The organism is Vibrio sp. B4-6 (assembly GCF_963888245.1).
Classification (GTDB): domain Bacteria; phylum Pseudomonadota; class Gammaproteobacteria; order Enterobacterales; family Vibrionaceae; genus Vibrio; species Vibrio anguillarum.
Map to the genome: position 1 here is coordinate 1 of NZ_CAWPIM010000055.1, position 25,912 is coordinate 25,912.

21 protein-coding genes are annotated in these 25,912 nt (G+C 44.6%); 8 read left to right on the plus strand and 13 right to left on the minus strand.

The features are described from left to right. The first annotated feature begins 427 nt into the window (after nucleotides 1-427). The 4 genes from AACV20_RS12900 to AACV20_RS12915 all read left to right on the plus strand — a co-directional run bounded on the left by AACV20_RS12900 (nucleotide 428) and on the right by AACV20_RS12915 (nucleotide 6,248). Nucleotides 428-1,882 (plus strand): HD-GYP domain-containing protein, encoded by a 1,455-nt coding sequence (locus tag AACV20_RS12900; protein WP_170907419.1) that lies wholly within the window; start codon nucleotides 428-430, stop codon nucleotides 1,880-1,882. Nucleotides 1,883-2,173: 291 nt separating this feature from the next. After that, nucleotides 2,174-3,364, plus strand: a complete 1,191-nt coding sequence (locus AACV20_RS12905) for an amino acid aminotransferase (RefSeq protein ID WP_170907420.1) — start codon at nucleotides 2,174-2,176, stop codon at nucleotides 3,362-3,364. A 269-nt stretch (nucleotides 3,365-3,633) separates the two neighbouring features. Then, the gene (locus tag AACV20_RS12910; RefSeq protein ID WP_013856754.1) at nucleotides 3,634-5,523 is read left to right on the plus strand and encodes a putative nucleotidyltransferase substrate binding domain-containing protein; all 1,890 of its coding nucleotides are present in this window, start codon (nucleotides 3,634-3,636) and stop codon (nucleotides 5,521-5,523) included. A gap of 5 nt (nucleotides 5,524-5,528) precedes the next feature. Then, nucleotides 5,529-6,248: a 3'-5' exonuclease gene (locus tag AACV20_RS12915; protein ID WP_069571721.1), complete on the plus strand. Its 720-nt coding sequence runs from the start codon at nucleotides 5,529-5,531 to the stop codon at nucleotides 6,246-6,248. 125 nt (nucleotides 6,249-6,373) lie between these two features. Here the strand turns inward: AACV20_RS12915 and AACV20_RS12920 are convergent, their stop codons facing one another. Further along, nucleotides 6,374-8,257, minus strand: coding sequence for a methyl-accepting chemotaxis protein (locus AACV20_RS12920; RefSeq protein ID WP_017044777.1), 1,884 nt, complete (start codon nucleotides 8,255-8,257; stop codon nucleotides 6,374-6,376). 198 nt (nucleotides 8,258-8,455) lie between these two features. Beyond that, nucleotides 8,456-10,033, minus strand: a complete 1,578-nt coding sequence (locus AACV20_RS12925; protein ID WP_017044778.1) for a BCCT family transporter — start codon at nucleotides 10,031-10,033, stop codon at nucleotides 8,456-8,458. Nucleotides 10,034-10,426: 393 nt separating this feature from the next. On the opposite strand from AACV20_RS12925, the gene AACV20_RS12930 reads away from it, so the two are divergent. After that, the gene (locus tag AACV20_RS12930) at nucleotides 10,427-10,903 is read left to right on the plus strand and encodes a MarR family winged helix-turn-helix transcriptional regulator (protein WP_010320725.1); all 477 of its coding nucleotides are present in this window, start codon (nucleotides 10,427-10,429) and stop codon (nucleotides 10,901-10,903) included. A 78-nt stretch (nucleotides 10,904-10,981) separates the two neighbouring features. Here AACV20_RS12930 and AACV20_RS12935 read toward each other — a convergent pair whose 3' ends face one another. Continuing rightward, nucleotides 10,982-11,371 (minus strand): MarR family transcriptional regulator, encoded by a 390-nt coding sequence (locus AACV20_RS12935; protein WP_161439660.1) that lies wholly within the window; start codon nucleotides 11,369-11,371, stop codon nucleotides 10,982-10,984. Nucleotides 11,372-11,570: 199 nt separating this feature from the next. On the opposite strand from AACV20_RS12935, the gene AACV20_RS12940 reads away from it, so the two are divergent. Continuing rightward, entirely contained in the window at nucleotides 11,571-12,236 is a 666-nt protein-coding gene (locus AACV20_RS12940) for a DUF2982 domain-containing protein (RefSeq protein ID WP_064625306.1), read from the plus strand. 47 nt (nucleotides 12,237-12,283) lie between these two features. On the opposite strand, the gene AACV20_RS12945 is transcribed toward AACV20_RS12940, so the two are convergent. From AACV20_RS12945 to AACV20_RS12980, 8 genes are all read right to left on the minus strand, one after another. Next, nucleotides 12,284-12,940: an MBL fold metallo-hydrolase gene (locus tag AACV20_RS12945; protein WP_013856747.1), complete on the minus strand. Its 657-nt coding sequence runs from the start codon at nucleotides 12,938-12,940 to the stop codon at nucleotides 12,284-12,286. A 75-nt stretch (nucleotides 12,941-13,015) separates the two neighbouring features. Then, nucleotides 13,016-13,558 carry a YcbK family protein gene (locus AACV20_RS12950; RefSeq protein WP_017044782.1) on the minus strand — a complete coding sequence of 181 codons (543 nt, stop codon included), beginning with the start codon at nucleotides 13,556-13,558 and terminating at the stop codon, nucleotides 13,016-13,018. 220 nt (nucleotides 13,559-13,778) lie between these two features. Further along, nucleotides 13,779-15,332 (minus strand): L,D-transpeptidase family protein, encoded by a 1,554-nt coding sequence (locus AACV20_RS12955; protein WP_094147795.1) that lies wholly within the window; start codon nucleotides 15,330-15,332, stop codon nucleotides 13,779-13,781. Between the two features lie 143 nt (nucleotides 15,333-15,475). After that, complete coding sequence (locus AACV20_RS12960) at nucleotides 15,476-16,573, minus strand: DUF1513 domain-containing protein (RefSeq protein ID WP_170907421.1); 1,098 nt, start codon at nucleotides 16,571-16,573, stop codon at nucleotides 15,476-15,478. Continuing rightward, nucleotides 16,563-17,600, minus strand: a complete 1,038-nt coding sequence (locus AACV20_RS12965; RefSeq protein ID WP_170907422.1) for an imelysin family protein — start codon at nucleotides 17,598-17,600, stop codon at nucleotides 16,563-16,565. Before AACV20_RS12965 ends, AACV20_RS12960 begins: the two co-directional genes overlap by 11 nt. Nucleotides 17,601-17,609: 9 nt before the next feature. Continuing rightward, nucleotides 17,610-18,992: a di-heme oxidoreductase family protein gene (locus AACV20_RS12970; RefSeq protein ID WP_170907423.1), complete on the minus strand. Its 1,383-nt coding sequence runs from the start codon at nucleotides 18,990-18,992 to the stop codon at nucleotides 17,610-17,612. Nucleotides 18,993-19,070: 78 nt separating this feature from the next. Then, nucleotides 19,071-20,333 carry an imelysin family protein gene (locus AACV20_RS12975; protein WP_170907424.1) on the minus strand — a complete coding sequence of 421 codons (1,263 nt, stop codon included), beginning with the start codon at nucleotides 20,331-20,333 and terminating at the stop codon, nucleotides 19,071-19,073. A gap of 166 nt (nucleotides 20,334-20,499) precedes the next feature. Further along, complete coding sequence (locus tag AACV20_RS12980) at nucleotides 20,500-21,147, minus strand: GTP cyclohydrolase II (protein ID WP_013856740.1); 648 nt, start codon at nucleotides 21,145-21,147, stop codon at nucleotides 20,500-20,502. A gap of 223 nt (nucleotides 21,148-21,370) precedes the next feature. On the opposite strand from AACV20_RS12980, the gene AACV20_RS12985 reads away from it, so the two are divergent. Together AACV20_RS12985 and AACV20_RS12990 are read left to right on the plus strand one after the other, a co-directional pair. After that, a complete protein-coding gene (locus AACV20_RS12985; RefSeq protein WP_170907425.1) occupies nucleotides 21,371-22,267 on the plus strand; it encodes an ROK family protein in 897 nt (298 codons plus the stop codon). Nucleotides 22,268-22,479: 212 nt separating this feature from the next. Then, complete coding sequence (locus AACV20_RS12990) at nucleotides 22,480-24,618, plus strand: TonB-dependent hemoglobin/transferrin/lactoferrin family receptor (RefSeq protein WP_170907426.1); 2,139 nt, start codon at nucleotides 22,480-22,482, stop codon at nucleotides 24,616-24,618. 198 nt (nucleotides 24,619-24,816) lie between these two features. Here AACV20_RS12990 and hutZ read toward each other — a convergent pair whose 3' ends face one another. Beyond that, nucleotides 24,817-25,347, minus strand: coding sequence for a heme utilization protein HutZ (gene hutZ, locus AACV20_RS12995; protein ID WP_017044790.1), 531 nt, complete (start codon nucleotides 25,345-25,347; stop codon nucleotides 24,817-24,819). Nucleotides 25,348-25,401: 54 nt separating this feature from the next. Beyond that, nucleotides 25,402-25,911 (minus strand): heme utilization cystosolic carrier protein HutX, encoded by a 510-nt coding sequence (hutX, locus tag AACV20_RS13000; protein WP_088732522.1) that lies wholly within the window; start codon nucleotides 25,909-25,911, stop codon nucleotides 25,402-25,404. Nucleotide 25,912 lies beyond the last annotated feature (1 nt).

Sequence of the window (25,912 nt, forward strand, 5' to 3'; positions counted from 1 at the left end):
TTCCAAGAAATGGACGATGCCGATCAGAAACTGGCGACAAGCTCTAAACCGCTTTATGATTATGTTCGAAGACCGACTCACTCAATACATGTAACCCTGACAGTTACACAGAATTATTTACAGGGTCAATTTTACTTTTGTTGTGTTAGGTAATTTTAAACAGTCCACTCTTATCAGCCAGAGTAACGATTGACTTTCGTTAAGTTCGGCTGAGTAACGTCATTGGGCCCTCTCCTCTGTTCTCATAACATGACGCACTGATCGGATCACATGGGCTTTATTTTATTTAGCTATCTTTCCTAGAAATACATCACTAGAATCCATCGTTTTTCTGATCCTCCGCACATCGGTTAATCACGAAAACACAACATCGAACGAATTTAATCACCTAAACTTAAGCATCACATACTGTAATGAAATCAAATTCATGAATAATACCAAGCGAAACAACAGCCAACTCACCGCACTGCTCTACCTCTTAGCTGCGCTGCTATTTGCCACCTATGGCGGACGAATCTGTCCGATGTTGTCCAGTTTAAGCGCATTAGAAATCACCACTCATGTCACAATTAGTGTATTTTGTGCATGGGTAATGCGTCGATATGTCTTTATTCATCATCATTGGGCAAAAACAGAGCAGTATGCAAAACTCGATAGTGTTTTGTTTTTTATTGTCAGCATTCCACTATCCCTTTACTACAATCAGCACTATCAATTCACTATCGATAGCAACGTAAAAGTCCTGTTTGGTTTAACACTGTTTGGTTTCTTTACCGGAAGCTTATTACAACTCATCGCTAAACGAGCCCAATATCGCCAGCACGCAGTACAATTGAATCGTCAACAACTCCAAGGTGAAAGGCACTCGATTGTTAAGCAGATGATCGGGTTAATGATGCTGATGATCATCACTCTGACAGCCACACTCACGATGGTCGCGGTGAAAGATCTTTTTTGGCTTGAAGATAACCCTGCCAGTTTAATCAATGGACATGGCAAGATAAGTATTATTAAAGAGTTTATTTATGTTTCTTTGGTTTTGGGCGGTTATGTGATCGCTATCCTCTGGCAGTGGGGAAAGCTGATGAAGCAAATATTGCACGCTCAAGAGCATTCGCTATGCCAAGTAACTCAAGGTGATATAGCACAACGCTTACCGATTTTTGAAAATAACGAGTTAGGCTCTGTGGCTTGGTTGACCAATCAAATGTTGGATAGCCTACAAAACTCACAGGATGAAGTAAAAACCACGCGTGATGTCGCCATCGTCAGCCTGGCCGCTTTAGCTGAATCTCGTGATAATGAAACTGGCGCTCATATTTTACGTACTCAAGAATATGTCAAAGTACTCGCGCAATATCTAAGCCAAAAACCGAAATATCAGCCTTTATTAACGCCCACTTATATTGATTTACTCTACAAATCAGCCCCACTACACGACGTCGGCAAAGTCGGTATCCCTGATGCCGTCCTACTGAAACCCGGCAAGCTCACCGATGATGAGTTCATTATTATGAAGGGGCACCCTGAGATCGGCGCACAAGCGCTATCGATTGCCGAGCAGCACCTTGGCACAAGTTCCTTTTTAGCAATCGCGAAAGAAATCGCCCTCACTCACCATGAAAAATGGGATGGTTCGGGCTATCCAAAACAACTCAAAGGGGAAGAGATTCCACTCTCAGGCCGTTTAATGGCACTGGCTGATGTATATGATGCGCTCATCTCAAAGCGCGTTTACAAACCCGCGTTTTCTCATGATGAAGCAAAAGCCATCATCCTACAGGGCGAAGCGACACATTTTGACCCACAAGTCGTAGAGGCTTTTTTGAGTGTTGAACAACAATTTGTCGCCATTGCCTCTCGCCATCAGGATAAACATTAATCTCTTGTTACAGTAACTCCTCCGCTCAATGGCAAAATATCGTATTTGATGATGAATTTTGCCGTTGAGCTGACTACTTCTCAAAGTAAAACCTATTTAATCTCCCCGCCTGAAAACGGTGGATGATAGAGTTTTTTTAAAAAAATCGCCTTTTTGTTCATGATTCTTAGCCAACACAAATTATTTTCAGTTTTTCTGTTTTGTGTGTTGTAACGGATATTTCATAAAGGTATAAATACCTTAATTTTATGTTTCTAAAATCCCTTCTAACACTTTACATGGATGATGATTATGTTTGAAAAAGTTGTCGCAGCTCCGGCTGACCCTATTCTTGGTTTAACCGAAGAGTTTAAAAAAGATCCTCGCACTGAAAAAATTAACCTCGGTGTTGGTATCTACAAAAATGAAGCAGGTGAAACACCTGTTCTTGCGACAGTAAAGAAAGCGGAAGCGGCGTTGCTTGAGTCTGAAAAGACCAAATCTTATCTCACCATTGAAGGTACTGCTGAATATGGGCTCGCGGTACAAAAACTCCTGTTTGGCGATGAATCTGAGATTGTGACGCAAAAGCTCGCAAAAACGGCGCAAGCGCCGGGTGGTACTGGTGCACTGCGTGTAGCTGGTGAATTTATTAAGCGTCAAATCGGCGACGTGAAAGTGTGGATCAGCAACCCAACATGGGCAAACCATCACGGTGTTTTTAATGCGGCTGGTTTAGAAACCACGCAGTATTCGTACTACAATGCCGAAACGAAAGATAAAGATTTCGCAGCGATGCTTACCGATCTTGAGCAAGCTCAAGCGGGTGATATTGTTCTTCTACACGGGTGCTGCCACAACCCAACTGGCATTGATCCAACCGATAAAGAGTGGGAAACGTTAGCAAAATTAGTCGCTGATAAAGGGCTTCTTCCTCTGTTTGACTTTGCTTATCAAGGTTTTGCGAAAGGTGTTAAAGAAGACGCACAGGGCCTACGTACTTTTGCGAAATACAATAAAGAGATCTTAGTGGCAAGCTCATTCTCTAAAAACTTCGGTTTGTACAATGAGCGCGTGGGTGCGTTTACTATCGTTGCTGGCTCAACAGATGTCGCTGAAACAGCCTTCTCACAAATCAAAGCGATCATTCGTTCTATTTATTCAAACCCACCAGCGCACGGTGCTGCGGTCGTTACTTATATTCTCAACAACGCCGAACTGCGCGCAGAATGGGAAAACGAAGTGACGGAAATGCGTGAACGTATTCAAGAGATGCGTGAGCTGTTTGTTACCACCCTAAAAGCCGAAGGTGTGAAGGCTGATTTTAGCTTTATTGAACGTCAAAATGGCATGTTCTCTTTTTCTGGTTTGAACAAGGAACAAGTTGCTCGTCTGAAAGATGAATTGGCAATTTACATCGTCGGTTCCGGCCGTATCAGTGTGGCAGGCATGACGAAATCGAATATGGGCCCACTGTGCAGAGGTATTGCAGCGGTTCTATAATCGATAATGATAAGAAATAGACAACAATAGCCGCCACTTGTCGGCTATTTTTTTATCTTCAATTCACTGAAATGGCACTTGATTCACATCGAAGCGCGTACACTTTCCCCTCTTGCCTGCAAAGCACGTTCTTTTCATGTACTATAACTCTCTGAATCCTATGTCCAATGCCACCGATCTAACCGGATCCCTTTGACAAGTTACATCGTTTAGCTGGCTCACGACGTCAGAATCCCACAATATGAACTCCGAAACACAAGGAAGCCTCCATGGAAGCAGAATTAATTGAAATCAAGAACTTCCTTGCTCAGTATCCACCGTTCAATGAACTACCTGAAGAAACACTGATCGAAGTGACGCAGAGCGTAGAAATCTCCTATTTTCGACAAGGTACACCCATCATTCATTTTGGTGATCATATCCAGGACTTGTATTTGATCCGCAGCGGCGTCGTCGAGGTGTACCGTCGCAAAGGCGAATTATACAACCGCCTAACCGAAGGCGGTTTATTTGGTCAAATGGGGCTATTGACGAATAACCGTGTTCGTTTTCCGGTCACAGCGATTGAAGATACGCTGGTTTATTGTATTCCAGAGGCAAGGTTTCAGGATTTATATGACAACTATGATTCCTTTGCTGATTTCGTTGAAGTGCAAGATAACGCGCGCCTTCGCCAAGCCGTACTGAGTAAAACAGAGCAGAATGATCTCACCACCTCGAAAGTACGGACCTTACTCAGCCGAGAAGCCCCTTTCGTTTACAAAACAGAAACCATTCAACATGCGGCGATCAAGATGGCGGAAGAGAGTATCTCTTCACTGCTGGTGATTGACCCTGATATTTTGCAAGAGAGTGACGACGATAACAGCCCAGTAATCGGCATCCTGACTGACCGAGATCTCTGCACGCGTGTATTAGCCGTTGGCATCGATCCTAATCACCTCGTCACGGAAGTGATGACAACGGAGGTTATCTCATTAGATCATAATGCTTATGTCTATGAGGCCATGCTGAAAATGCTTCGGTACAATGTTCATCATCTTCCTATACTCAAAGAAAAAAAGCCGATCGGTATCATTGAAGCGACCGACATTGTTCGCTACGAATCACAAAACTCATTGCTGCTCGTCAGTCGTATCTTTCAGCAACAAAGCGTTGAAGAGTTAGCTACACTGTCGCACCAAGTCAAAGACAGTTTTGTTCGTTTAGTCAATGAAGATGCAAACTCACATATGATCGGCACGGCGATGTCAGTGATTGGCCGTAGCTTTAAACAAAGAATCATTGAACTTGCCGAAGAATTACTAGGCTCGCCGCCTATTCCATACTGCTTTTTAGCCTTGGGTTCTATGGGCCGTGACGAACAGTTAATTGTCACGGACCAAGATAACGCTTTAATTTTGGACGATAGCTATGAAGAAACACAGCATGGTGCTTATTTCGAAGCGTTCGCCAAATTTGTCTGCGACAGCTTAGATCAATGCGGTTACAGCTACTGTACAGGGGACATTATGGCCAGCAACCCGATGTGGCGTATGACTCGTAAAGAATGGGAAGCCTGCTTTGCCGATTGGATAGATAACCCTAACCCTAAAGCGCTATTGAATGCATCCATCTTTTTTGACTTATACGGAGTGTGTGGCAGGACCAAATGGGCAGAACAACTGAATGGGTTTATTGTACGGCGAGCACGCAAAAATAATCGATTTCTTGCATGCCTTGCACGAAATGCACTGAACCGCACGCCACCATTGGGGTTTTTCAAAGACTTTGTGATGGAAAAAGATGGACGACACAATAACACCATCAATTTAAAACGTCGCGGCACGGCACCGTTAGCGGATTTAATCCGTGTGCATGCATTGGCTGTCGGTTCACGTTCTACCAACTCGTTTGAACGTTTAGATGACATCATTGAAGCCGGAATTCTACCCAAAGGACGGGCGCAAGATCTGCGTGACGCAATGGAGTTTATCGCGATGGTACGCATTCGCCACCAAGCGGCTGACGTTGAACAAGAAATAGAGCCAGATAACAATATCGAGCCAGAAAATCTATCTGATTTTGAAAGACGTAACTTAAAAGATGCGTTTCAAATCCTAAGCAATGCGCAAAATTTCTTGAAATTCCGTTATCAAGCCAGCAATAACTTTAAGTGAGAGTGATGATTAAACAATGGTTTCAAAAACCGAGCATCGATTGGGTAGCAAAATATGCCAATAAGCAGTCGTTGGTTAACCATCCGTTACTCAAAGATTTTTATTCAAGGCCGATTGCTAAGGGTAGCACGCCAATCGATGAAATAGAGTTTGTCGCTTTAGATTTGGAAACAACGGGTTTAAGTGCGCAGCATGATGACATTATCACCATTGGCTTGGTGCCTTTTACCTTAAACCGTATCTATCTAAACCGCTCTAAACATTGGATAGTTCGGCCACGCCAAGCGTTAAAAGAGGATTCGGTGGTTATCCATGGCATCACACACAACGATATTTTAGATGCGCCAGATTTGGCAGAAGTGCAGGAGTCGATACTGAAGGCCTTATCTGGAAAAATTGTTGTGGTTCATTACCGTCATATTGAACGTAGCTTTCTCAATCAAGCATTAAAAGTGCGATTGGGTGAAGGTATTGAGTTCCCTGTGATCGATACTTTGCAATTGGAGACGGAAATTCAACAACGGTTGCATGGAGGTTTATGGAACCAGTTAAAAGGGCAAAAACCACAATCAGTGCGTTTAGGGCAAGCGCGGGCGCGTTATGGGCTACCAGCGTATACTCCACACCACGCTTTAGTTGATGCTATTGCCACCGCGGAATTATTCCAAGCACAAATCGCTCATCATTTTGATCGGCAGCAAAGTGTCCGAACGTTGTGGCTATAAACTTTTTGATTATCCTTTCAAGGGATTCTTTCAAGGTTTAGTACCGTGATCGACACGAGCAAAAAAAGAGGAACCCATGTTAGGTTCCTCTTTTTTAATCACATCTCGGCTTTTACGCTTAGAACTTACAGCTTAAAGCGACGAATTTCATTTTCTAACTGATGCGAAAGCTCAGAAAGTTGTGATGCTTGTGCTGCTGCTTCATGCGCTTCTTGTGCAAGATCGTTAGACACATCGCGGATCCCTTCCGTGTTGCGAGTAATTTCCGACGTCACAGAAGCTTGCTCTTCAGCGGCCGAGGCAATTTGCGTCGCCATGTCACTGATGCGCTCAACTGAATTATGAATTTGCATCAAACTTGCTGCAGCGGCGTTCGCATCATCTACGCTGGTTCCAGCAAGCATACGGCTATCACCCATAATGCCAACCGCTTTACCCGTCGTTGATTGCAACGTTTCGATCATCTGCTGAATTTCTTTTGTCGAAGCATGTGTACGTTGGCTAAGCACACGAACTTCATCGGCAACCACGGCAAAGCCACGACCTTGCTCACCAGCACGTGCAGCTTCAATCGCCGCATTCAATGCTAGCAGGTTAGTTTGCTCTGCTATGTTTTGAATAGTCGCCAGAATCGTATTGATATGTTTACCGTGTGCTTCCAGCTCAAGGATAACATCAGTGGCCACTTGAACTTCTTGAGCCAGATTTTGAATCGAACCTTGTGTTTGTGAAACTTGATTCGAACCATGTACGCAAGCCGTTACCGCTTCGCCAGAGTTTTGAGCTGTATGATCCGCGTTACCGGCAATCTCTTGTGTAGCTGCGGCCATTTCATTGATGGCCGTAGCCACCATATTAATTTCATCTTGTTGTAAACGGATACGCGCACTACGCTCTTTGGCTTGAGCGGCCGTCTGTTTTGACTGTTCAGACAACGCAGCAGAAACAAAGCTGAGTTTAGAAACCATAGTGTGCATGTTACCGACAAAGGTATTGAAGTTTTGTGCTAATTGCCCAACTTCATCATCGCTTCTTGGTTCAAGACGTTGAGTTAAATCACCGTCTCCGGAAGCAATTTCCTCTAAGGCTTTGGATACTCGGCTAAGATCTCTAAACAAAAAGCTCACTAACCAAGAGACGATTACAATCACAGCAATAGTAATCACAAGTGCAGTCACAATTAGGTCAATGAGCAAGGATGTATGCGCTGCTTCTTCCGTTGCACGATCCATTTGGATAGCAAAAATCCAATCGGTTTGCGGTACTTTGGCGAAGTAAAATAGCTTATCAACACCTTGTAATGACGTGTCTTCAACGGTACCTGAAGCCACTGCTTGCTCTATCATGTTCATCGTCAATGTCTTCGACAATGACGACACTGGTTTTAATAAGAAATTCTTATCTGGATGCGCTAAAAAGGTTCCATCTTGCGCATCAATTAACATCGCGTAGGCGTTTTTGCCCGCATCTAAACTGATGACATCTTGGATGAGCTGATCGATTAACACATCGGCACCAACGACGCCGACAAATTGCCCATTGCGACGCACTGGCTCTGCAATTGTCACCAACAGTGCATTGGTGATCGCGTCTTTATAAGCGGTGGTGATAATTTGCTTATTCGCTGAAACGGCATCTTTATACCAAGGGCGTTGGCGAGGATCATAGTCAGCACGGTTACGCTCAGGGTGTGAACGATACATCTCACCTTGCGGTGTACCAAAAAAAATATCATCAAAGCCACCCGCTTTGCGAGCTTGCTGTAAGAAAGGGACGACATCATCTTGAGCGGTGTAGTCATTAAAAGCGGTTGAGATCTCTTTACGGACCACAATCCAGTCCGAAATACCTTTCGCAGCGGCAGCTGACAAGCTTTCTGCCCGCGAATATACGCCATTTCGAGTTTGTTCAAAGAGTTGATCAGCGGCTAGCCAAGTCAACGCGCTCGCCATAACGACGACGGCAGAAAGACTGGCACCGATTAGCTTTTGCTTTAAGGTTAATTTCATTGGTTTGCAGAATGTTAGATACAGGAACGGAGGCGAATATTAACCAGATTTAATACAAGATGCACGAAATATATGTCGAATTCTGACACAAGATAACCATTTGCTTTTCTTAGTATTTTAGTCAAACAATCTAATGACGATCGTCAAAAAAACATCAAAAAAGGCGACTTTCGTCGCCTTTTTAAATTAATGTCGAAATTAACGTTTCAAGAGCTCGGTTCGCATTCCCAATAATAGGCTCACACACATCAATAGTAAGACGATGGTAAATGGCAGCGCTGTTGATATTGCCGCAGCCTGCAACGCTTCAATAGCATTGGTGCCACCAATCCATAATAAGGCTACGGCAATAGCACCTTCCATCAACGCCCAGAAAATACGCTGTAAGACAGGGGCATCCACTTTGCCTCCAGCAGTAATACTATCAATGACCAGTGACCCTGAATCTGATGAGGTGATAAAAAATACCAACACTAACACAACCGCAATCACTGAAAGTAACGTGCCATAAGGCAGTGCATCAAACATTTGGAACATCGCCAGTGGCACTTCGGTCAAACCATTCGCGCCTAATTGACCAACATTGTTGATGACTTGATCAATCGCCAAACCACCAAATACAGACATCCAGATCAACGTAACAGCAGTAGGTACTAATAATACGGCGGTGAGAAACTCGCGGATAGTACGACCTTTTGATACTCGCGCAATGAACATTCCAACAAATGGTGACCATGAAATCCACCAAGCCCAATAGAACACTGTCCAACCTTGGAACCAAGCCTCATCAGTTCGACCGTGCGGGTTACTGAGTGGGATGATATTTTCAATATACGCCATTAATGTGGTTGGAATGGATGAAAAGGTTACGGTATAGCCAATCAGTGCAACCAAAATCAGCAGCAAGAACGCAACGATCATATTGATGTTACTGATGACTTTGACACCACCATCAATACCACGCACCACGGAGACCACTGCCAATAAAGTAACGACGGTAATCACGACAATTTGTAAGCCCATTCCGGCATCAATGCCAAACACATGATGAATACCACTAGCCGCTTGTTGAGCCCCCAGCCCTAATGACGTTGCTAAGCCAAACAATGTTGCTAATACAGCCAGAATATCAATGATGTGCCCTGCCCAGCCCCAAGCGCGATCGCCAAGTAACGGGTAAAAAATAGAGCGAATAGAAAGCGGAAGCCCTTTATTGTAAGTAAAGAACGCAAGGGAAAGCGCTACCACACCGTAAATGGCCCAAGGGTGTAAACCCCAATGGTACATGGTTGCACCTAATGCTAGTTTAGCCGCTTCGGGTGTGTTAGCTGCAACACCTAAGGGCGTCTCATACCAACCGGTAAAATACGCCACAGGTTCAGCGACACTCCAGAACATGAGACCAATACCCATCCCTGCGGCAAACAGCATAGAGAGCCAAGAAATAAAAGAGTAGTCTGCTGTCGCCTCTTGGCCACCTAAACGTATTTTACCAAAGGGAGAAACAATCAAGCCTAAGCAAAACAGCACAAAAAGATTACCCGACCAAATAAACAGCCAGTCAAAAGTGCCAATAATTTTCCATTTAACGCCATCAAGCACGCTCTTCGCAACCTCAGGATCAACGACTAAAGCGGCGACTAAAAATAGCGCAATAAATCCGGCGCTAAAGCCAAACACTGGGTTATGAACATCAAACCCCCACTTTTGCACGTTATCTTGCCCGACAGTGTAGTCAGTACTGTCGATACTGTACTTATCAATACCTTTTGTCATTTTACCTCTCTAGAAATCTAGACATGATTTTTCAGTTGAGATTAATAACCATGAGAACGAAACAATTTTAAGACAAAAACCAAAAATAACTTCGTACTCATAGCAATTTATTTTTTCAATATGCTGAATACCCTACCAAAATCACAGAAAAAATCCACTAAAAAGCAACACAAAATGCCATGAAAGGCAAAAAACAAGCCTTAAAGGTTAAACTTCAACCAATTTAGGGGGTAAATCGAAAACAAAAACATTCGAGCACTAATCATTTTACATCTCAACTTATACACTCATCATCTTAGACCAAAACAAAAGAGGTCGAATGCTACTTTTCAAGTGAAAAGAACTGCGCTATGGTCCCCGCTTATTAATAACTTTCTTTTTGGGACAATGAGTTTGGAAAAACATGAAGAAGTTTTGATCTCAATTCGACAAATTATTCGCGCAATTGATCTGCACTCTAAAAAACTGAATAGAGACGCTGGACTTACTGGTCCCCAGCTTATTTTAATGCGTTCAATTCAAACCCTTGGTGAGGTGACTATCCGCACATTGTCGGATCATACGAACATGAGCCAGGCCACTGCCACCACCATTTTGGATAGATTAGAGCGCAACGGATACGTACAGCGAATTCGCAGCAATACCGATAAACGAAAAGTGCACGCCCATTTAACGGACGAAGGTAAGAAGCTGCTAGAAAAGGCACCGCAACCATTGCAAGAAAGCTTTGTCGAACAATTTAGGCAGCTTCAAGAGTGGGAGCAAAGCTTGTTGCTCTCATCGGTACAGCGTTTATCTTCTATGATGAATGCCGAAAACATCGATGTCGCACCGATGCTCGAAATTGGCTCTATTACCAAAGAAGAGTAGCTTTGATTGCATTTTAAAATTTGATCGTAAAAAAGCCTCGGAGCTACCGAGGCTAATTCATTCACAACGAACAGCAGATTAAATGGCTTTATAGATAACTTTGTTGCCTGCTAACTGCTCTTTCACTACCAGATTTTCTTCTACTAGTTTCTTGAGTGCGCCAGTGGCCCAAGCGGCAGCTTTCGCATCTTCTTGACCAGCACTTAAGCCGATCGATTTAGGATTCATACCTTCTGTGTGGTTAGCGACGATATCTAAAACCTGTTGCTGTTTTGGCGTTAACGCAACATCCACTTTTTTAGAGTTCGCCGCCGCTTTCTCCACAACTACTTTTGTTGCAGCGGTTTTTGCTACGGTCGATTGCGCTGTTACAGGCTTTGCTGATTGAGAGGCGATCAAGTTTGCAACAGTCGCTTTAATACGCTTTTGCAATTTTGCCTGCACCTTACGCTTATGAGCAAGTCTCATCGAATATTTCTCCATTTCACTGCGTTTCAAGCAGTGGTGAAAATTTGAAGCGCGTTTTATATCAAAAATCGTCCTCGATTTGTAGGGCATAGCACAGATTGAGGGGCAAAAACGCATTTTGATGCGGTAACTGACTACAATTTATACAGGTCGCAACAGCCAACAACGATGCTGTAGCTCGAAGGAGTTTCACTGGTTTATGCACACCCAACATTTGTCTAATACGCGCTTTTCTCTGCAATCACCTGTGGTTAAATGGGTCAATACGACTTGTATCATCGCTTCAATTTGCATTGTCATGTTCTCATCCAACATTATTCATGCGCTGCTGTTAGTAAGTGCACTGGCAGTGACTCTAATCACCTTCTATCTTTTGATTTTGAAAGGCAAAGTTAGCTACACCCTAACCGCTACCCATTTTCAGCAGCATCTCTTTAAAGGAGGTTGGGTCGTAAAATGGAACAATATTAGCCGCATTGGGGTATGCAGTTATGAATATCATGGTTGGCACCAACCTTTGCCTTGGATTGGGATCAAACTGAAGGATTATTCACCTTACCTTGAGAGTGTGTGTCCCAGAATCGCTAGTGAGATCTTGCTCAGCCAGCGCGCGCTGCTCTACTTAGGAGCAAAACAACAGCGCAAGGAGACTCAATTTGAAGATTTGGTACTCGACAACGCACCTTACACTGCGCCAAACGGTAATTACTATCATGGTCTTATGGCAATGTTAGCCAATCGGATGCGCTATCAACGGCAATTTTTTGATTATGATATTTTTATCTCAGCGCACGATCTGGATCGTGACGCCGAAGCGTTTGTGGGGCTGATTCGGCGCTACCTCGCGGCGGCCGAACCAGACTAAGGCATAGTTTCATGGGCGCAGAAGGAACACTCTGAGCCTAATCAAGATCAATACAGGGGCATTTCATCTGCGACATAAGGGTTATTGGCACGTTCACGGCCAAAAGTCGATTGCGGGCCATGGCCGGGCACAAACGTCACATCGTTGCCAAGTGGCCATAGCTTAGTTTTGATCGAGTGAATAAGGGTATTGAAATCACCTTGCGGGAAATCCGTACGGCCGATACTACCGTTAAACAATACATCGCCAACAAACGCCAATTTCGCTTGCTGGCTAAACAGCACCACGTGGCCGGGCGTGTGGCCGGGCGTGTGTAATACTTGTAGAGTTTGAAGGCCAAACTTCACTTCATCACCGTCATTAAGCCATTGGGTAGGTTCAAAGGCTTCCGTCAGTGGAAAACCAAACATTTTGCTTTGACCTTCGAGGCCTTGTAGCCAGAAGTTGTCCGCTTTATGTGGTCCAATAATATCGACGCCGCCCAACTGCTGCGCCAGCGGTTCGGTTCCACCGACATGATCTAAATGACCATGAGTAAGAACCAAACTGACCACTTTTACCCCGAGTTCATTGATCAACATCACGAGCTGTTTCACATCACCGCCAGGGTCAACCACGATCCCTTCCATGGTGTCATCACACCAAACGATAGAGCAGTTTTGAGAGAAGGAAGTGACGGGCACCACTTGATACTTTAACGACATACTAAAACCTTGTTCGAATTCGCAGTTGGCCGAACTATGACATTGACACTTTCATTTGACAAGTCACGAACAGCCTTATGACCAATGACGTACAGGCCCAGTATCAATGTGCACAAAATCACTGCTAGGATAATAACCAACACCGCCAGCGCCCAATTCGATCGCCGCTTCGCGTACTTGACTCAACTGAACACCATCTAACCGAAAATCAATTGCTTGGCCTAGCATATGGAAACTTTTCTTAGCAACCCCAGAGGAGTGAGTGCGCAACATTTCATTGGTGGCAGGAGATCGATAACCAGAGATGATTTGTACTTCCGCTTGAGTGCCAAGTAGAGATTGAATTTTCGATATTTGGTCAAATAGATTTTTGTCCATTGGATGGACTTCGTTGCGGCGGAAATCACGGCAAATATGGTTGAGCCGATCAAGCTCAGATCGAACATAACGAACACCGTTGAAATAACAGGTTTCAAGTGTTTCACCGGTATGTAAATTATTCATCGCGAGTATGCGAGAGGTTTCAGGGTACGATGCCAATACTATTTGGGGGGCACACGCCGCTACAACTACACCACTACCAGCCAATTTTATAAAGTGACGACGAGAAACTAACAAGGTTTGATACCTTCACAACTGAATTTATTTTCAACAAGCCCGGACACTACCGGACTCCATTGTGAAGATCAAATGCATAAATTGTGCTCGAAATGCTCAAGAGAGAGCCACAGCATCGTTACTCTTTGAACATAAAAGAGATCTTTATTAAGTCATTTTTTGGTAAATTGAGAGACGCATCCCTGCTTACTTAGGTGACCACTGTTTTAGCGGTATCCATTCACCCATTACTGGTACTGAATGCATCATAACGATAGATATCATCTCGGTAGTGCAGTTCCCCACCTTCATACCAAACGGTTTGATAGATAATGTGTACGGGGATGCGCTGCTTTAATGGGATCGTGCCATTCGCAGGCCCTTCTTTTCCCGTTAATTTATCACCATTAATACCTTGGGTTTCTAATATCATCGAAGCAAACTTATCGGCATTTTGTACTCGAATACAACCCGAACTAAAGGCTCGCGACGTATTATTGAATAGGTATTTACTCGGCGTATCATGTAGGTAAATCGCTCTACGATTGGGCGTATTAAATTTATACAGACCTAATGCATTATCTTGCCCCGCTTGCTGACGCATTCGGTAGGGAAAAGAGGCCGGATTCACCGCAGACCAGTTGATGTTGCTTGGGTCAATTTGATCGTTCGAGCGCCAGCTCGAAACAATATCAATATTGTGTTGACGCAAATAGTTTTGATCTTTTTTTACCATCGGCAGAATATCTTCAACCATGATTTTGTGTGGCACATTCCACGTCGGGTTTAGGATCAAAGAATCTAATTTGGTGCTCATGAGTGGCGTTTTGCGTGAAACTCGGCCCACCACCACTTTAGACTGAAAGACTTCTTTACCTAAATACCAGTAGCGCATATCAAAACTGGGAACGTTGACTACGATCTGTGTCTCTTTTGATTCTGGCCACAAACGAGTTCGCTCTGCATTTAATGCCAACATAGACAGGCGTGCCTGCAAAGACAAATTTAACCACTTTAAGGTCTCGGGGCCAATCATGCCATCAGCTTTTAAACCGTGCATCGCTTGAAACTCTTTCACAGGTTTGACCAAGCTGTTGTCATACCAAGTTACGTCGTCACGCACTGTGCTAACATCGATATTAACTAATGATAAGCGGGCAATAAGCACACTACGTTGTGAGAGCTTATCGCCAGGTTTTTTTAACCCTTTTTGGCTGTACAACGAGAGCGCTGCATTTTCAGTACTGAGCAGAAAATCATAGGCATGTAGCAGTTGATCATAAGCCGCGTTGTTGGGCGCATAACCATTGAGCAGATCGCCGATACTGTTAACTTCCACCGCAACATGAAGAGCGAACAAGGCTTCTTGGCTTGGTGGAGCAATCGCAGAGTTGAGCTTACGTTCAAAGAACCAAGCCATACCGACTTTGGGAGCTTGCTCGGCATAACTCAAATACAAAAGTAAAGTATCGGTCGCCAGCAGATCGTATTCGTTGAACGCTTGCTGATTCCGGTACGCTTTCATTTGCGCTAACTGGCGTGAAAATAAAGGGCTAAACCCCGCTCGGCGAATCACTTCCAATTGATGTTCAAATTGACGAACAATCTGCTCATCTTGCCAAATGCGCCGATTCTCATTCTCTTGGTAAATTCGTTCGACTAAATGCGGATATTGGATAAAAGATTGCAACGAGGCATTCTCTTGCGAGACAGCAAAAGGCTGTACCTTCTCGGCAGAGTAAAGAGAAAAGCTACTAAAAATCAATAATAAAGCAAATAGGATGCTTTTACTCATTCCGATCTATCCAACAACGCTGATTCACGTTTCAGTATGGCAAAAGAAACGGCTATCTGCTAAACGTTGTTGTCGATATCAACAATATATTCATAAACTCTCATGCAATGAGAATCATCATTAAACAAATTTAGTTCGCTTACTCAGCTTTTTTGGCGAGAGTAATCAATGGCAGACCAGTGATTGTCCCATTGGACATTACTACGCGCGCGTATTTCAGGTTGAGGATAGGGTGAATTAACGACCAAGCCTGCTCCTGAACTGACTTGGAACTGCTGATCTTGCACTACCACGCCAGAAGCATCCGGCAAAGAGGCCAACTCAACCAGTTGCAGTGTCTCTTTTGACCAAATACCGTAACAGTTACCTCGTGGAGAAGTCGCTAAAATCCATTGGTCGGTCGCCGCAATACTGGCAATGTAGTGGTTGAATCTTGCCCATTGTTCAGGCTCTGCCAAGAGCGGAATGAGTTCGCCACCTTGGTGATGTAGCGCTACCAAAGGTGGATACTCTTCCAGCTGACCTCGATATTGTTGGCCGCACAGCACAGTATCTGCACCATCATGAGCAAGATGGCGGATGCTCAAATGGTGGTCGTTCAATATCCGTTGCTCAAGCACTTCTCCTTGATGAGAAAGGTAGGTCAAGCTTGGCATCATGCTCTCTACGTTGAGTGGCTCGCGGCCGAAGGTATGAACCCCACCCACCCCAATTGCGAGCCTACCATCTGGCATCACAATGACTTCGTGAGGGCCAATACCAAACCCACTGAACTCAGCCACTTTTTGGTAACTGTGCTGCACATCATATACACCAATAATGCCGCGACTTGTCGCTTTCTCGCCTTCGGTTGCATAAAGCCACGCACCATCATTTGAGTAAACGCCGTGCCCATAAAAATGTCGCGTGGGTTGCGCCAGTTGCAATTTGATGAGTTCTCCATTTTGATAGTTAAACACCATCAAAAACTCACCGGGACGACGGGCAAAAGCGACCGCATGCGTCAAGGTAGGATGGATAGCAACACCGTGTCCCCTTGCAGGCAAAGGTAATTGGTGAATCGCTTGACCTTGGGCGTCGGCTACAACGGCGCGAAACTGCGAGCCTTTATGAATAGCGCAACCAATCAAAGCGGGTTGTGGGCCACGGCGCGTAGTGGCACACCCCAGTGGCAGCAGAGGCGCTGAAGTGCTCAATAACGCCGCTTTCAGCAGCGTACGTCTTGTTAGATCAGTCACCATCGGTTGCATTAAATCCTATCACTACACCTAGCTCTACCGCGACTTCATCATGCAGTAAATAATTGAGTTGTTCGAACTTGTTATAGAGCGCAAGCACCTCACGGTAGCCTGTTTTCGTTTGCAATAAATCAAATAAGCTGGCCGTTTGCGGCCACGTTTCCAACATCAAGGATAAATGTTCTTTTACGCGTTCGGCCATGGCGACTTGATCTCTTTCCCGCAACATCTGATCTAAACCGTCTTTTGCTAAATAGAGTGCTTGCATCGCTTGCACATTCTTTTGCAGGTTATTCAAAGAGACTTTGGCGCGCCACGATTCTGAAAAATAAGGGCGTGGCTGGCCGATATTGGCTAAGGGGCGACTCAGTTTTTTCATGCTGTAATCAAGCTGATTGGAGAGCAGCGCAATGTATTCGGCTTGCCAAGCGCTCAGATCCAGCATCAGCCATGGATTCTGTTGCCATTGCTCAGCAATCAAATGAGATTTCGTCGCCAAATTCGCGCTGATCGCTTGTCCAATCATACAGCCCGTTTCTAATTGCTGGTTTTTCAGAAGCGGCGATTGGGGGTCATAGAGTAACCATTCCAATGCGCCAATCCCCTGCACTGTGACACTCTGGTTTGCAATCTGCTCCTCACTCCAGTGCTTGCCACTGCTCGCTAACAGGCTCATTTTTCGCCCGGTGGTGTCCTTTTTATCTGGCCAAAATTGTACGTTCCAACTTTGCTCGAGTGCTTTAGCTGGCCCTCTCTCTTGCCCTTGTAAAAACATCCACGCCCCAATAGTTTGCTGCCACTGTTCTTTCAGCAAGGGCAATGCAACATCGCCCGGCTGGCATTGCTGATCAAATAATTGAGCAAGCTGGTGCGATTGTTGAGCAAAACGCTGCGCCGCAGCAAATTCAACCTCATAAACACCTTGGCTAACATGATTGTTTTTTTGCGGCTCAAGCGCTGATTTCGGCGTGGGTTGGCAAGCCGAAAGTACACTGGTAACCGCTATCGAAAATAGCAGAGGAAATTTCATGCTCGCACCCTATAAAGAATTAAGAAAAGCGATCAACGCGTTGCGTTCGCTGGCATTGAATTGACGTACTTTCTCTTTGGCACCTTGCGCCTCACCGCCGTGCCAAAGTACCGCTTCCATGAGATTACGCGCTCGGCCATCATGTAAAAAATAAGTATGGCCGCTCACCTCTTGCGTATAGCCGATCCCCCACAAAGGCGGGGTTCGCCACTCTTGTCCATTAGCTAAGGCTTCTGGACGATTATCGGCTAACCCTTCGCCCATATCATGCAGTAGTAAATCACTGTAAGGATGAATTTCTTGCTCTGACAAGGCTGGGCGATCCGTTCTTTTTACCGTTTTAAGGTCAGTGCGGTGGCAACTCTCACAGCCAACTTGTTTGAACAATGATTGACCCAGCTTCACTTGTGGATCGTCGACATTGCGACGCACTGGAACGGCTAAATGCTGAGAATAGAATTCGACAAAATCAAGAATGTTGTCACTGACCTCAGGGTCGCCGCCGTTAGGTAAGGTTTGACAGAGTGTTTGCTTCTCGGTGCAGTTTTCTTTTGGGAATAAACGGCTGGTCAATCCTAAATCGCCGTTAAACGCCGCGGCATTCTGTTGCATTAAACTAGGCTGCCCGGCTTTCCAACCAAAACGCCCGATGGCAAAATCTTTTTTTTCTACATCCCAAACACGGTTCACTTTGCCAGAGATACCATCGCCATCACTATCTTCAGGGTCTGCCATTGCTAATAAGCTGGCATCAGCAATGCTTTCAAGTAGGCCAAGGCCAATCATTGGCGGGGCGACACGCGCCGAAAACTGGGTATCAGGATGCATATCACCATAACCAAGTTCAGTAATTTTTAAATTAGGTTTGCGTAACATCACTTGGTGGCCATCCATAAAAGCAACCGCAACCTCTTGATAAGCGATTTGGATTTGTCCTTCTGCTTTTTGATCGGGCAAAGCGAAATCTTGTAACTGTCCACCATAGACGGGCTCTGGGATCCCCCCTTCTTTAGCGTAGATCGCTTTTTGTTCATCCGTCACCGCTGGAATACTCAGGCGAACCAACATCGAAACGGCATGTGTGTCATTTTTTTCTGGCGGATGGCCGCGACCATCTTTGATGTGACAATTTTGGCAACCATTGGTGTTAAAAAGCGGCCCTAAACCATCTCTTGCATCGGTAGATGATGGCGCTGGCACCCAAGGGTTACGAAAGAAACTGTTTCCCACGCTAAAATCGAGCCGTTTGCTCATGGGCAAATTGGCCGCAGGAAGCGAGTAAGCATTCGCCCCAGCTTTGGTTGTACTGGTTTTGCCACCCGATTTCACCTCATCGGCATAAACGGGGTGGGCAAACAAGGTTAGGAGCGCGACGGTAAAAAACGATCTCATTGGGCTTTTCTCAACATCTTTATTCAGTGTAAACGTGGAAAAGGGCTCATCTGAGCCCTTGGATCTTTCATCTTATTATTAGAATTCGTGGTCTGCAGTATCTGGATTAAGGTTATCAATCCCAATCACTGAAGCGGTACGTTCTATCGAAGCGGTTTGAGCCACTAAAGCCATAATGGCTCCATTGACTATCGCGTTGCCTTGAGGATTATTAGCCGCGATCAATTGATCGAAATGCTGATTATCTTTTTCAGCCGACGTGACTAATTTACCGACTTCAGCGCGCGCACTGTCAAACTGCTTTTGAATCTCTTTGGCTGCTTGTGCATCCTTTTGTGCCACTAAATCATTCAGGCTTGGGCCTGTTAGTACCTTTCCGTCTTGACGCTGGTAAGAACCCGTATAAAGGTTGTAAATACCTTGTTCATTGTAGTAATGAGAGTTATGGGTATTATCCGAGAAACAATCGTGCTCATCTTCAGTCGAGTTTGCTTCTAGCGCCACTTTCATACGCTCGCCCGCTAATTCGCCCAGTGATAAAGACCCCATACCAAATAACATCTTACGCAAACCATTGTCTGCTGATTCCGCAAGCAATTCATGACGGTAATTGGCTTTTTCATCCGCAGACCACTGTTTTTCCATCCATGCCAAATCTTGCACGAGCAGTTGAGCAGCCGCTTTTAAGTATTGGGCACGGCGATCACAATGGTTATTGGTGCATTCGCTACCCACGACAAAATCCGTGTAAGCACGAGCACCAGCTCCCGCATTGGTGCCATTTAAATCTTGGCCCCACAGTAGGAACTCAATGGCATGATAACCTGAAGCGACGTTAGCTTCAGAGCCACCAATTTCGTTTAAGCTGGCAATCAGCTCTGGTGTGATAGTCGAGACATCAATCGTTGTCGCACCAATTTTCAGCGTTTGGTTGGCAATGATGTTAGCGCTGGCGCCTTCATTGCCCAGTTCATATTGGTAATCAGTAGCGACGTAGTCAATCAGCCCTTCATCAAGAGGCCAAGCATTGAGTTGCCCTTCCCAATCGTCAACAACGGCATTGCCAAAACGGAAGACTTCGGACTGCTGGTAAGGCACTCGCGATGCTAACCACACTTGTTTCACCTCTTCCAATTTAGCCGCCGAGGGAGTCATCAAGAACTGATCAATTGATTTTTCTAATGATTGAGCGGTCGTCAGCGAATCTGCAAACACGGCATGGGCAATATTGGCATAATGTTCGACCACCTGCTCCTTAGTGACGGTAGCCGCAAATGACGCACTACTTGCGATGGCAAGTGAGGCAGCAATTGACTGAATAAGAAGCGTGTTAACTTTCATGGGAGCATCCTTGTTGAGGCGATTTGAGCGTTATCTTATGGTAGTGCTAATTATTATCATTTGCACTTTTAGTCGCCGATAATACAAATTATCCATTTTTTTGCAAGGTAAAAACGCCAAAAACCTCACCGAAATGAGGTTTTTGGCTGTCATCTATAAGTCTGAATTATAGTTTTAAGTTGTGTTTGCCATGGGAAACTTTGGCCTTGAGGTAATTTTCATTACCTGACTTAATATGTGCCGCGGTATTCACGACCTCTACAATTTCAATACCATGCTCCTTCAGCTCACGACTTTTTTTAGGGTTATTAGTGACTAAACGAATCTTGGTCACATTTAACGCTTTCAACATCTGCGCCGCTTCAGTGAAATCACGCAGGTCGTCACCAAAGCCAAGATGATTGTTGGCTTCATAGGTATTCATCCCCGCACTTTGTAAGCGATAGGCATCAATTTTGTTGTACAGACCAATACCTCGACCTTCTTGACGCAAATAGAGGATAATGCCGCCAACTTCGCCCATTTTATTAATGGTTTCTTCTAATTGTTCACCACAATCACAGCGTGATGAGTGAAAAACATCGCCCGTTAAACACTCTGAATGCATACGGACTAAAGGAGTTTCCTGAGTAACATCAGCGGATTTAAAAATGACCGCAACATGTTCTTTGTCTGTTTTCAGTCCTCTAAAAGAGAGTATTTCGGCGTCAATATTGCTTTTTAGACCGACTTTGAAATCCACTCTGGCTCGTACTTCCGCCATATCTACACTCACTTGAATAATTGCTTGTTGCAATGCTGAATTGATTTGCATTCGAATTGACCCATTGATGACCTAACTATGGGGATAGATACTCCCCTTTTCAATAAAAAGATCACTTGCTGAGAAATGTTATAATATAACATTTCTCAGCAATCAAAAGAAAAAATCTCACCACTTCACGTTATCTTGTTCGGTTCAAAGACAAAACACGTTGATTATTAGACTATATTCCATAGTCAGGACTCACACTCAACATCCAAAATAAGGAAAAATCATGCTGATAGGTTTCGACATTGGCGGCACCAAAATTGAAATTTGCGTACTGGATAAATCAGGAAACACCCTATTTAAACACCGAACCCCTACCCCACATGAGTACGAGCTTTTTCTAAGCACCTTATGTCAACTGGTTGCAATGGCCGAAAGCGAAACGCAAACTCACTGCCAAATCGGGATTGGACTTCCCGGAGCCATCAGCCCAGCGACAGGGCTTATCAAAAATGCCAATTGCACTTTTTTAAATGGTCGAGATTTAAAAGCTGATCTGTGCGCTCGCCTGCAACGCAATGTTGTTATTGCCAATGATGCCAATTGCTTTGCGCTGTCTGAAGCGGTCGATGGTGCCGCCAAAGATGGCAACGTAGTCTTTGGCGCGATTTTGGGCACAGGTTGCGGTGGCGGTATTGTGATCAACAAGCAGGTATTGGTCGGTGCGAACGCCGTATGCGGTGAGTGGGGGCACAATCCGCTGCCAAGTTTTACCAGTGAACGGGATGGGCCTACTCGCCACTGTTATTGCGGACGCAACAACTGTATTGAACTCTTTATCTCCGGCTCTGGCTTAACAAAGAGTGCTCAGTTGATTGGTCAACAAGAGTGGAATGCAGCCGAAATTATCACTCGCTACCAGCAGCAAGACCCACAAGCAACAAAGCTTTATCAACAATTGATTGATCAAATGGCGCGCAGCTTTGCTTGCATCGTTAATGTGTTGGATCCTGATGTGATAGTGCTTGGCGGAGGATTATCAAACGTAGCATCGCTGTATGTTGATCTACCTCGGGCAACAGTGAACTACGTTTTTTCTGATAGTGCACAGATTGTGTTTACCCAAGCGAAATATGGTGACAGCAGCGGCATCCGTGGTGCAGCTTGGCTAGGTTTGAACTAGCAGAAAGTGATTAAAGTCACAACTTTAGTCATCGAAAAATTAAGTAAAGCAAGTGTTTTACATATTAAATGACTGATATTTAAAACATACACTCCTAATTCTGTTTATATTTCACATCAACACACAAATACAAATGATAGTAATTACCATTTAGATCCAATATCATTGCGCACAGCTTGAATCTGTTATTGATGAATAAGGTAATAACTCAGATGTACACTAAAACACTACTATCAGCCTCCATATTGCTAGCGCTTTCCCCTGCTGCTCTCGCAGAAGAAGTTTCTCGATTCGATGAGGTTGTTGTTTCGGCAACGCGAACCGAGCAGAGTAAAAAAGATGTATCGTCATCCATTGAAAGTATCTCCTCTTCTGAGATTGCAGAAGTAATGGCTGATAATATTCAGCAAGCTCTAAATTCCACCCCAGGTGTTGAAGCGGAAGGTAATGGCCGCTTTGGAATAGCAGGATTTAATATTCGCGGCATGGATGGAAGCCGTGTAAAAATGATGGTTGATGGTGTACAGCAACCTGTACCTTATAACCCTGGCGCAACTGAACAACGAAAATATCCAAACGCAATAGAGATTGACACTCTACAAGCTATTGAAGTGAACAAAGGTGCGTCATCTACACTGTATGGATCTGACGCTTTAGGTGGTGTGGTATTGCTACGCACTAAAAATCCAGAAGACGTTCTCGTCACAGAAGGAAATGAGCAACGCTTCGATATCAAGTCTGGTTATACGTCCGCTAACGAGCAATTTAAAACGACATTAACGTGGGCAATGCGTCAAGATAAACTGGAAACCTTACTGATGGCAACTTATGCCAATGGCAGTGAGACCCAAACTCATGGCTCAGGTTCAGAAATCGAAGGCCCTGATCGCGGCGCTCAAAACCCGGCTGACTCCAAACTTGGCAACCTGTTGGCAAAAGCATTTTATCAAGCCAATGATAACCATCGACTTGGGCTAACCGCCGAGTATTACAACAAACGGTATGATGAAGACGAGCTAAACTATAACGGTTATTCCATTATGCCCGGCTTTACCTATACCGATAACTACAACCAAGATACCAATGAGCGTCTTCGTGTCGGTATAGAGCATCAATGGTTGATGAATACCCTGCTTGCTGACTCTTTAGATTGGTCATTGAATTTCCAAGATTCTAGCGCTCTCGCTAAGAACTACGACACAACGCCATCTAATGGCCGCCGGTTACGTGAACGGGAATCATCAGATCAATCGATTCAATTTGATGGACAGCTCTCCAAAGCCGTAGATCTCAATGGCAACCTTCATGAATTTACCTATGGTGCCAGCTACATCAACAACGACTTCGACCTCGATAATACTGACTATAAATTAGATGCAGGTACATCGACTCCGGGTAGCTCTGGCATTCCTGATGCGACTATCGTGCAATGGGGGCTATTCCTACAAGACCAAGCCTACTTCATCCAAGACCGTTTAATATTAACCGCTGGTCTTCGATACGATTCTTTTGAAGCGACACCCAGCGTTGATGCTGGCTACACTCAGTCTTATGAAGCCAATAAAGACAGCGCATTCACTGCTCAATTGGGTTCTGTTTACCACGTCAATCCTAACCTAGCGGTATTTGGTCAAATTAGCCAAGGATTCAAGGCACCAACTGTTTACGACCTTTACTACTTCTATAATCAGGGGGCAATCATTGATGCGAACCCAGATCTTAAAGCAGAGAAAAGTTTGTCCTATGAACTTGGGCTACGTGGTCAAAATGACTCAACTAATTTTGAAATCACCACCTTCTATAACGAGTACACCGATTTTATTACTCAGTCAAAGACAGGCAAACAAGGTGGCAAGGATATCTTTACCAAAGAGAACTTGGATGAAGTCACGATTTATGGTGCGGAATTTAGCTCTCGAATTGACTTAGATAAAGCGTTTAATGCCCCACAAGGGACTTACACCCGTCTAGCCATTGCTTATGCAGAGGGAGAAGATAAGAAAACAGGTGATGCTTTAGATTCAGTCGCGCCTCTAACCAGTAATGTAGGCTTAGGGCTGGATCGCGACCAATACGGAGCACTGCTTAATGTTAAGATGGTTGCAAGTAAGACGGACTGGCAATCAAATACAAATGCAGATACCGCTGGTTATACACTTATCGATTTAACGGCCTACTATAAACCAATGCAAGACCTAACCATCCGCGCTGGTCTATTCAATGCACTCGATAAAAAATATTGGCTGTATAGCGATCTCACGGGCCGAGATGCTACTGGCGAAACCTTTAACATCGATAGCAAATCACAGCCTGGGCGTAACTGGGGTTTAAATGTAGATTATCAATTCTAACGTTCTCTCATCCAAGCAACAAAGCCAAGCTCTACGCTTGGCTTTGTTTTATCTACATTTCTCATACTCGATTAACGATCCCACGAAGTCACAGATAAATCATTAACTCGTAACAACGGTAAATCACGATCAAAAAAGGCTAGATAACTAGCCTTTTCTTCCAATGTCCAATGTCCAATGTATCTTGAGCGATTAAGATTACGCGTTGGAAATTTTCTTATGTCCTTCATCAAGGTGCACAAAATCAACCATGTCATCACCAGACACTTGATACGCCTGGCCAAAGCCTTTCACATAAAGACCTTTTTCTACTTTCAATTGGAATAAAGCAAAGTCTTGTAGCTGGCTTAAGCCGTCAATGATCTCGCCAAAACGAGCTTGCATTTGGCCAATGACTTGCTGCCATAATGCCGTTTCACGTGGTACAACACTCGCAACGGCGTCAAACGTCAGCCGTTGACGGGCAAAAATCTGTTTTGATGAGCCTTCATCTGCAATCATCATCAAGGAGACGTGCGGGTTCACCTCCAAGTTACGCGCGTGACGAGCGATGTGCGAAATCAGCACAAAGTAACCTTCTTGGTTTTGTACAAATGGCGCGTAACTCACATTCGGACGGCCTTCCGCGTCCACTGTAGCCAATTGCAATGTACGACGTTCTTGACGAAACTCTTGGATTTCAGGTTCCAATCGTCCTTGTAATCGCTCTTGTTTGATCTGCTGATCCATGACTTTCTCCTCGGCCCTTTCGCATTGCGTTCAGGGCTTATCGTTATATCAATATTATTGGTTGGAATGAACGTCTTGTTGTAATGCTTTAAAACGTGCGACTTGCTCTGCAATCAGTTCGCGCTTTTCATCTCGGCCTAGATAAATTTTAAAAATGTTATCGCCTTGCTCACTAAAGAAACCAAAGTAATGACTTTCACGTCCCATAAAAGGCTTGCTGACTAAAGCAACGTGTTGGATGGATTCCAACTTTAAGTGGCCGTGTAACTCACCCTCTTTACCCATCAAGTTATAATAGCCACGAGCCAACTTCCCTTTTGGAAAAGGCGCTTTCACTTCAAATATAGAGCCAAAAGAGTGGACAATCGTTGTGACCATTCCCCAATCCGCTAATGATTCCAACAGCGATTGAGCTTGAGCTCCATCAACAATCGCAACCATCTCTTTAGGCAATGCCTGCACCACTTCAAATTCAGTCACATTCAACTCTTGCGCCATCGCTGCCGGCAATAAGGTCGGTTGTTGCTCTAATAAAGAGGCCACTTTCTGTTCAAGTAAATCCATA

What these genes read in the sequence shown, in the direction of transcription:
- AACV20_RS12900 (WP_170907419.1), top strand. Translation starts at nt 428, where the DNA reads ATGAATAATACCAAGCGAAACAACAGCCAACTCACCGCACTGCTCTAC.
- AACV20_RS12905 (WP_170907420.1), top strand. Translation starts at nt 2,174, where the DNA reads ATGTTTGAAAAAGTTGTCGCAGCTCCGGCTGACCCTATTCTTGGTTTA.
- AACV20_RS12910 (WP_013856754.1), top strand. Translation starts at nt 3,634, where the DNA reads ATGGAAGCAGAATTAATTGAAATCAAGAACTTCCTTGCTCAGTATCCA.
- AACV20_RS12915 (WP_069571721.1), top strand. Translation starts at nt 5,529, where the DNA reads ATGATTAAACAATGGTTTCAAAAACCGAGCATCGATTGGGTAGCAAAA.
- AACV20_RS12920 (WP_017044777.1), bottom strand. Translation starts at nt 8,257, where the DNA reads ATGAAATTAACCTTAAAGCAAAAGCTAATCGGTGCCAGTCTTTCTGCC.
- AACV20_RS12925 (WP_017044778.1), bottom strand. Translation starts at nt 10,033, where the DNA reads ATGACAAAAGGTATTGATAAGTACAGTATCGACAGTACTGACTACACT.
- AACV20_RS12935 (WP_161439660.1), bottom strand. Translation starts at nt 11,371, where the DNA reads ATGAGACTTGCTCATAAGCGTAAGGTGCAGGCAAAATTGCAAAAGCGT.
- AACV20_RS12940 (WP_064625306.1), top strand. Translation starts at nt 11,571, where the DNA reads ATGCACACCCAACATTTGTCTAATACGCGCTTTTCTCTGCAATCACCT.
- AACV20_RS12945 (WP_013856747.1), bottom strand. Translation starts at nt 12,940, where the DNA reads ATGTCGTTAAAGTATCAAGTGGTGCCCGTCACTTCCTTCTCTCAAAAC.
- AACV20_RS12955 (WP_094147795.1), bottom strand. Translation starts at nt 15,332, where the DNA reads ATGAGTAAAAGCATCCTATTTGCTTTATTATTGATTTTTAGTAGCTTT.
- AACV20_RS12960 (WP_170907421.1), bottom strand. Translation starts at nt 16,573, where the DNA reads ATGGTGACTGATCTAACAAGACGTACGCTGCTGAAAGCGGCGTTATTG.
- AACV20_RS12965 (WP_170907422.1), bottom strand. Translation starts at nt 17,600, where the DNA reads ATGAAATTTCCTCTGCTATTTTCGATAGCGGTTACCAGTGTACTTTCG.
- AACV20_RS12970 (WP_170907423.1), bottom strand. Translation starts at nt 18,992, where the DNA reads ATGAGATCGTTTTTTACCGTCGCGCTCCTAACCTTGTTTGCCCACCCC.
- AACV20_RS12975 (WP_170907424.1), bottom strand. Translation starts at nt 20,333, where the DNA reads ATGAAAGTTAACACGCTTCTTATTCAGTCAATTGCTGCCTCACTTGCC.
- AACV20_RS12980 (WP_013856740.1), bottom strand. Translation starts at nt 21,147, where the DNA reads ATGCAAATCAATTCAGCATTGCAACAAGCAATTATTCAAGTGAGTGTA.
- AACV20_RS12985 (WP_170907425.1), top strand. Translation starts at nt 21,371, where the DNA reads ATGCTGATAGGTTTCGACATTGGCGGCACCAAAATTGAAATTTGCGTA.
- AACV20_RS12990 (WP_170907426.1), top strand. Translation starts at nt 22,480, where the DNA reads ATGTACACTAAAACACTACTATCAGCCTCCATATTGCTAGCGCTTTCC.
- hutZ (WP_017044790.1), bottom strand. Translation starts at nt 25,347, where the DNA reads ATGGATCAGCAGATCAAACAAGAGCGATTACAAGGACGATTGGAACCT.
- hutX (WP_088732522.1), bottom strand. Translation starts at nt 25,911, where the DNA reads ATGGATTTACTTGAACAGAAAGTGGCCTCTTTATTAGAGCAACAACCG.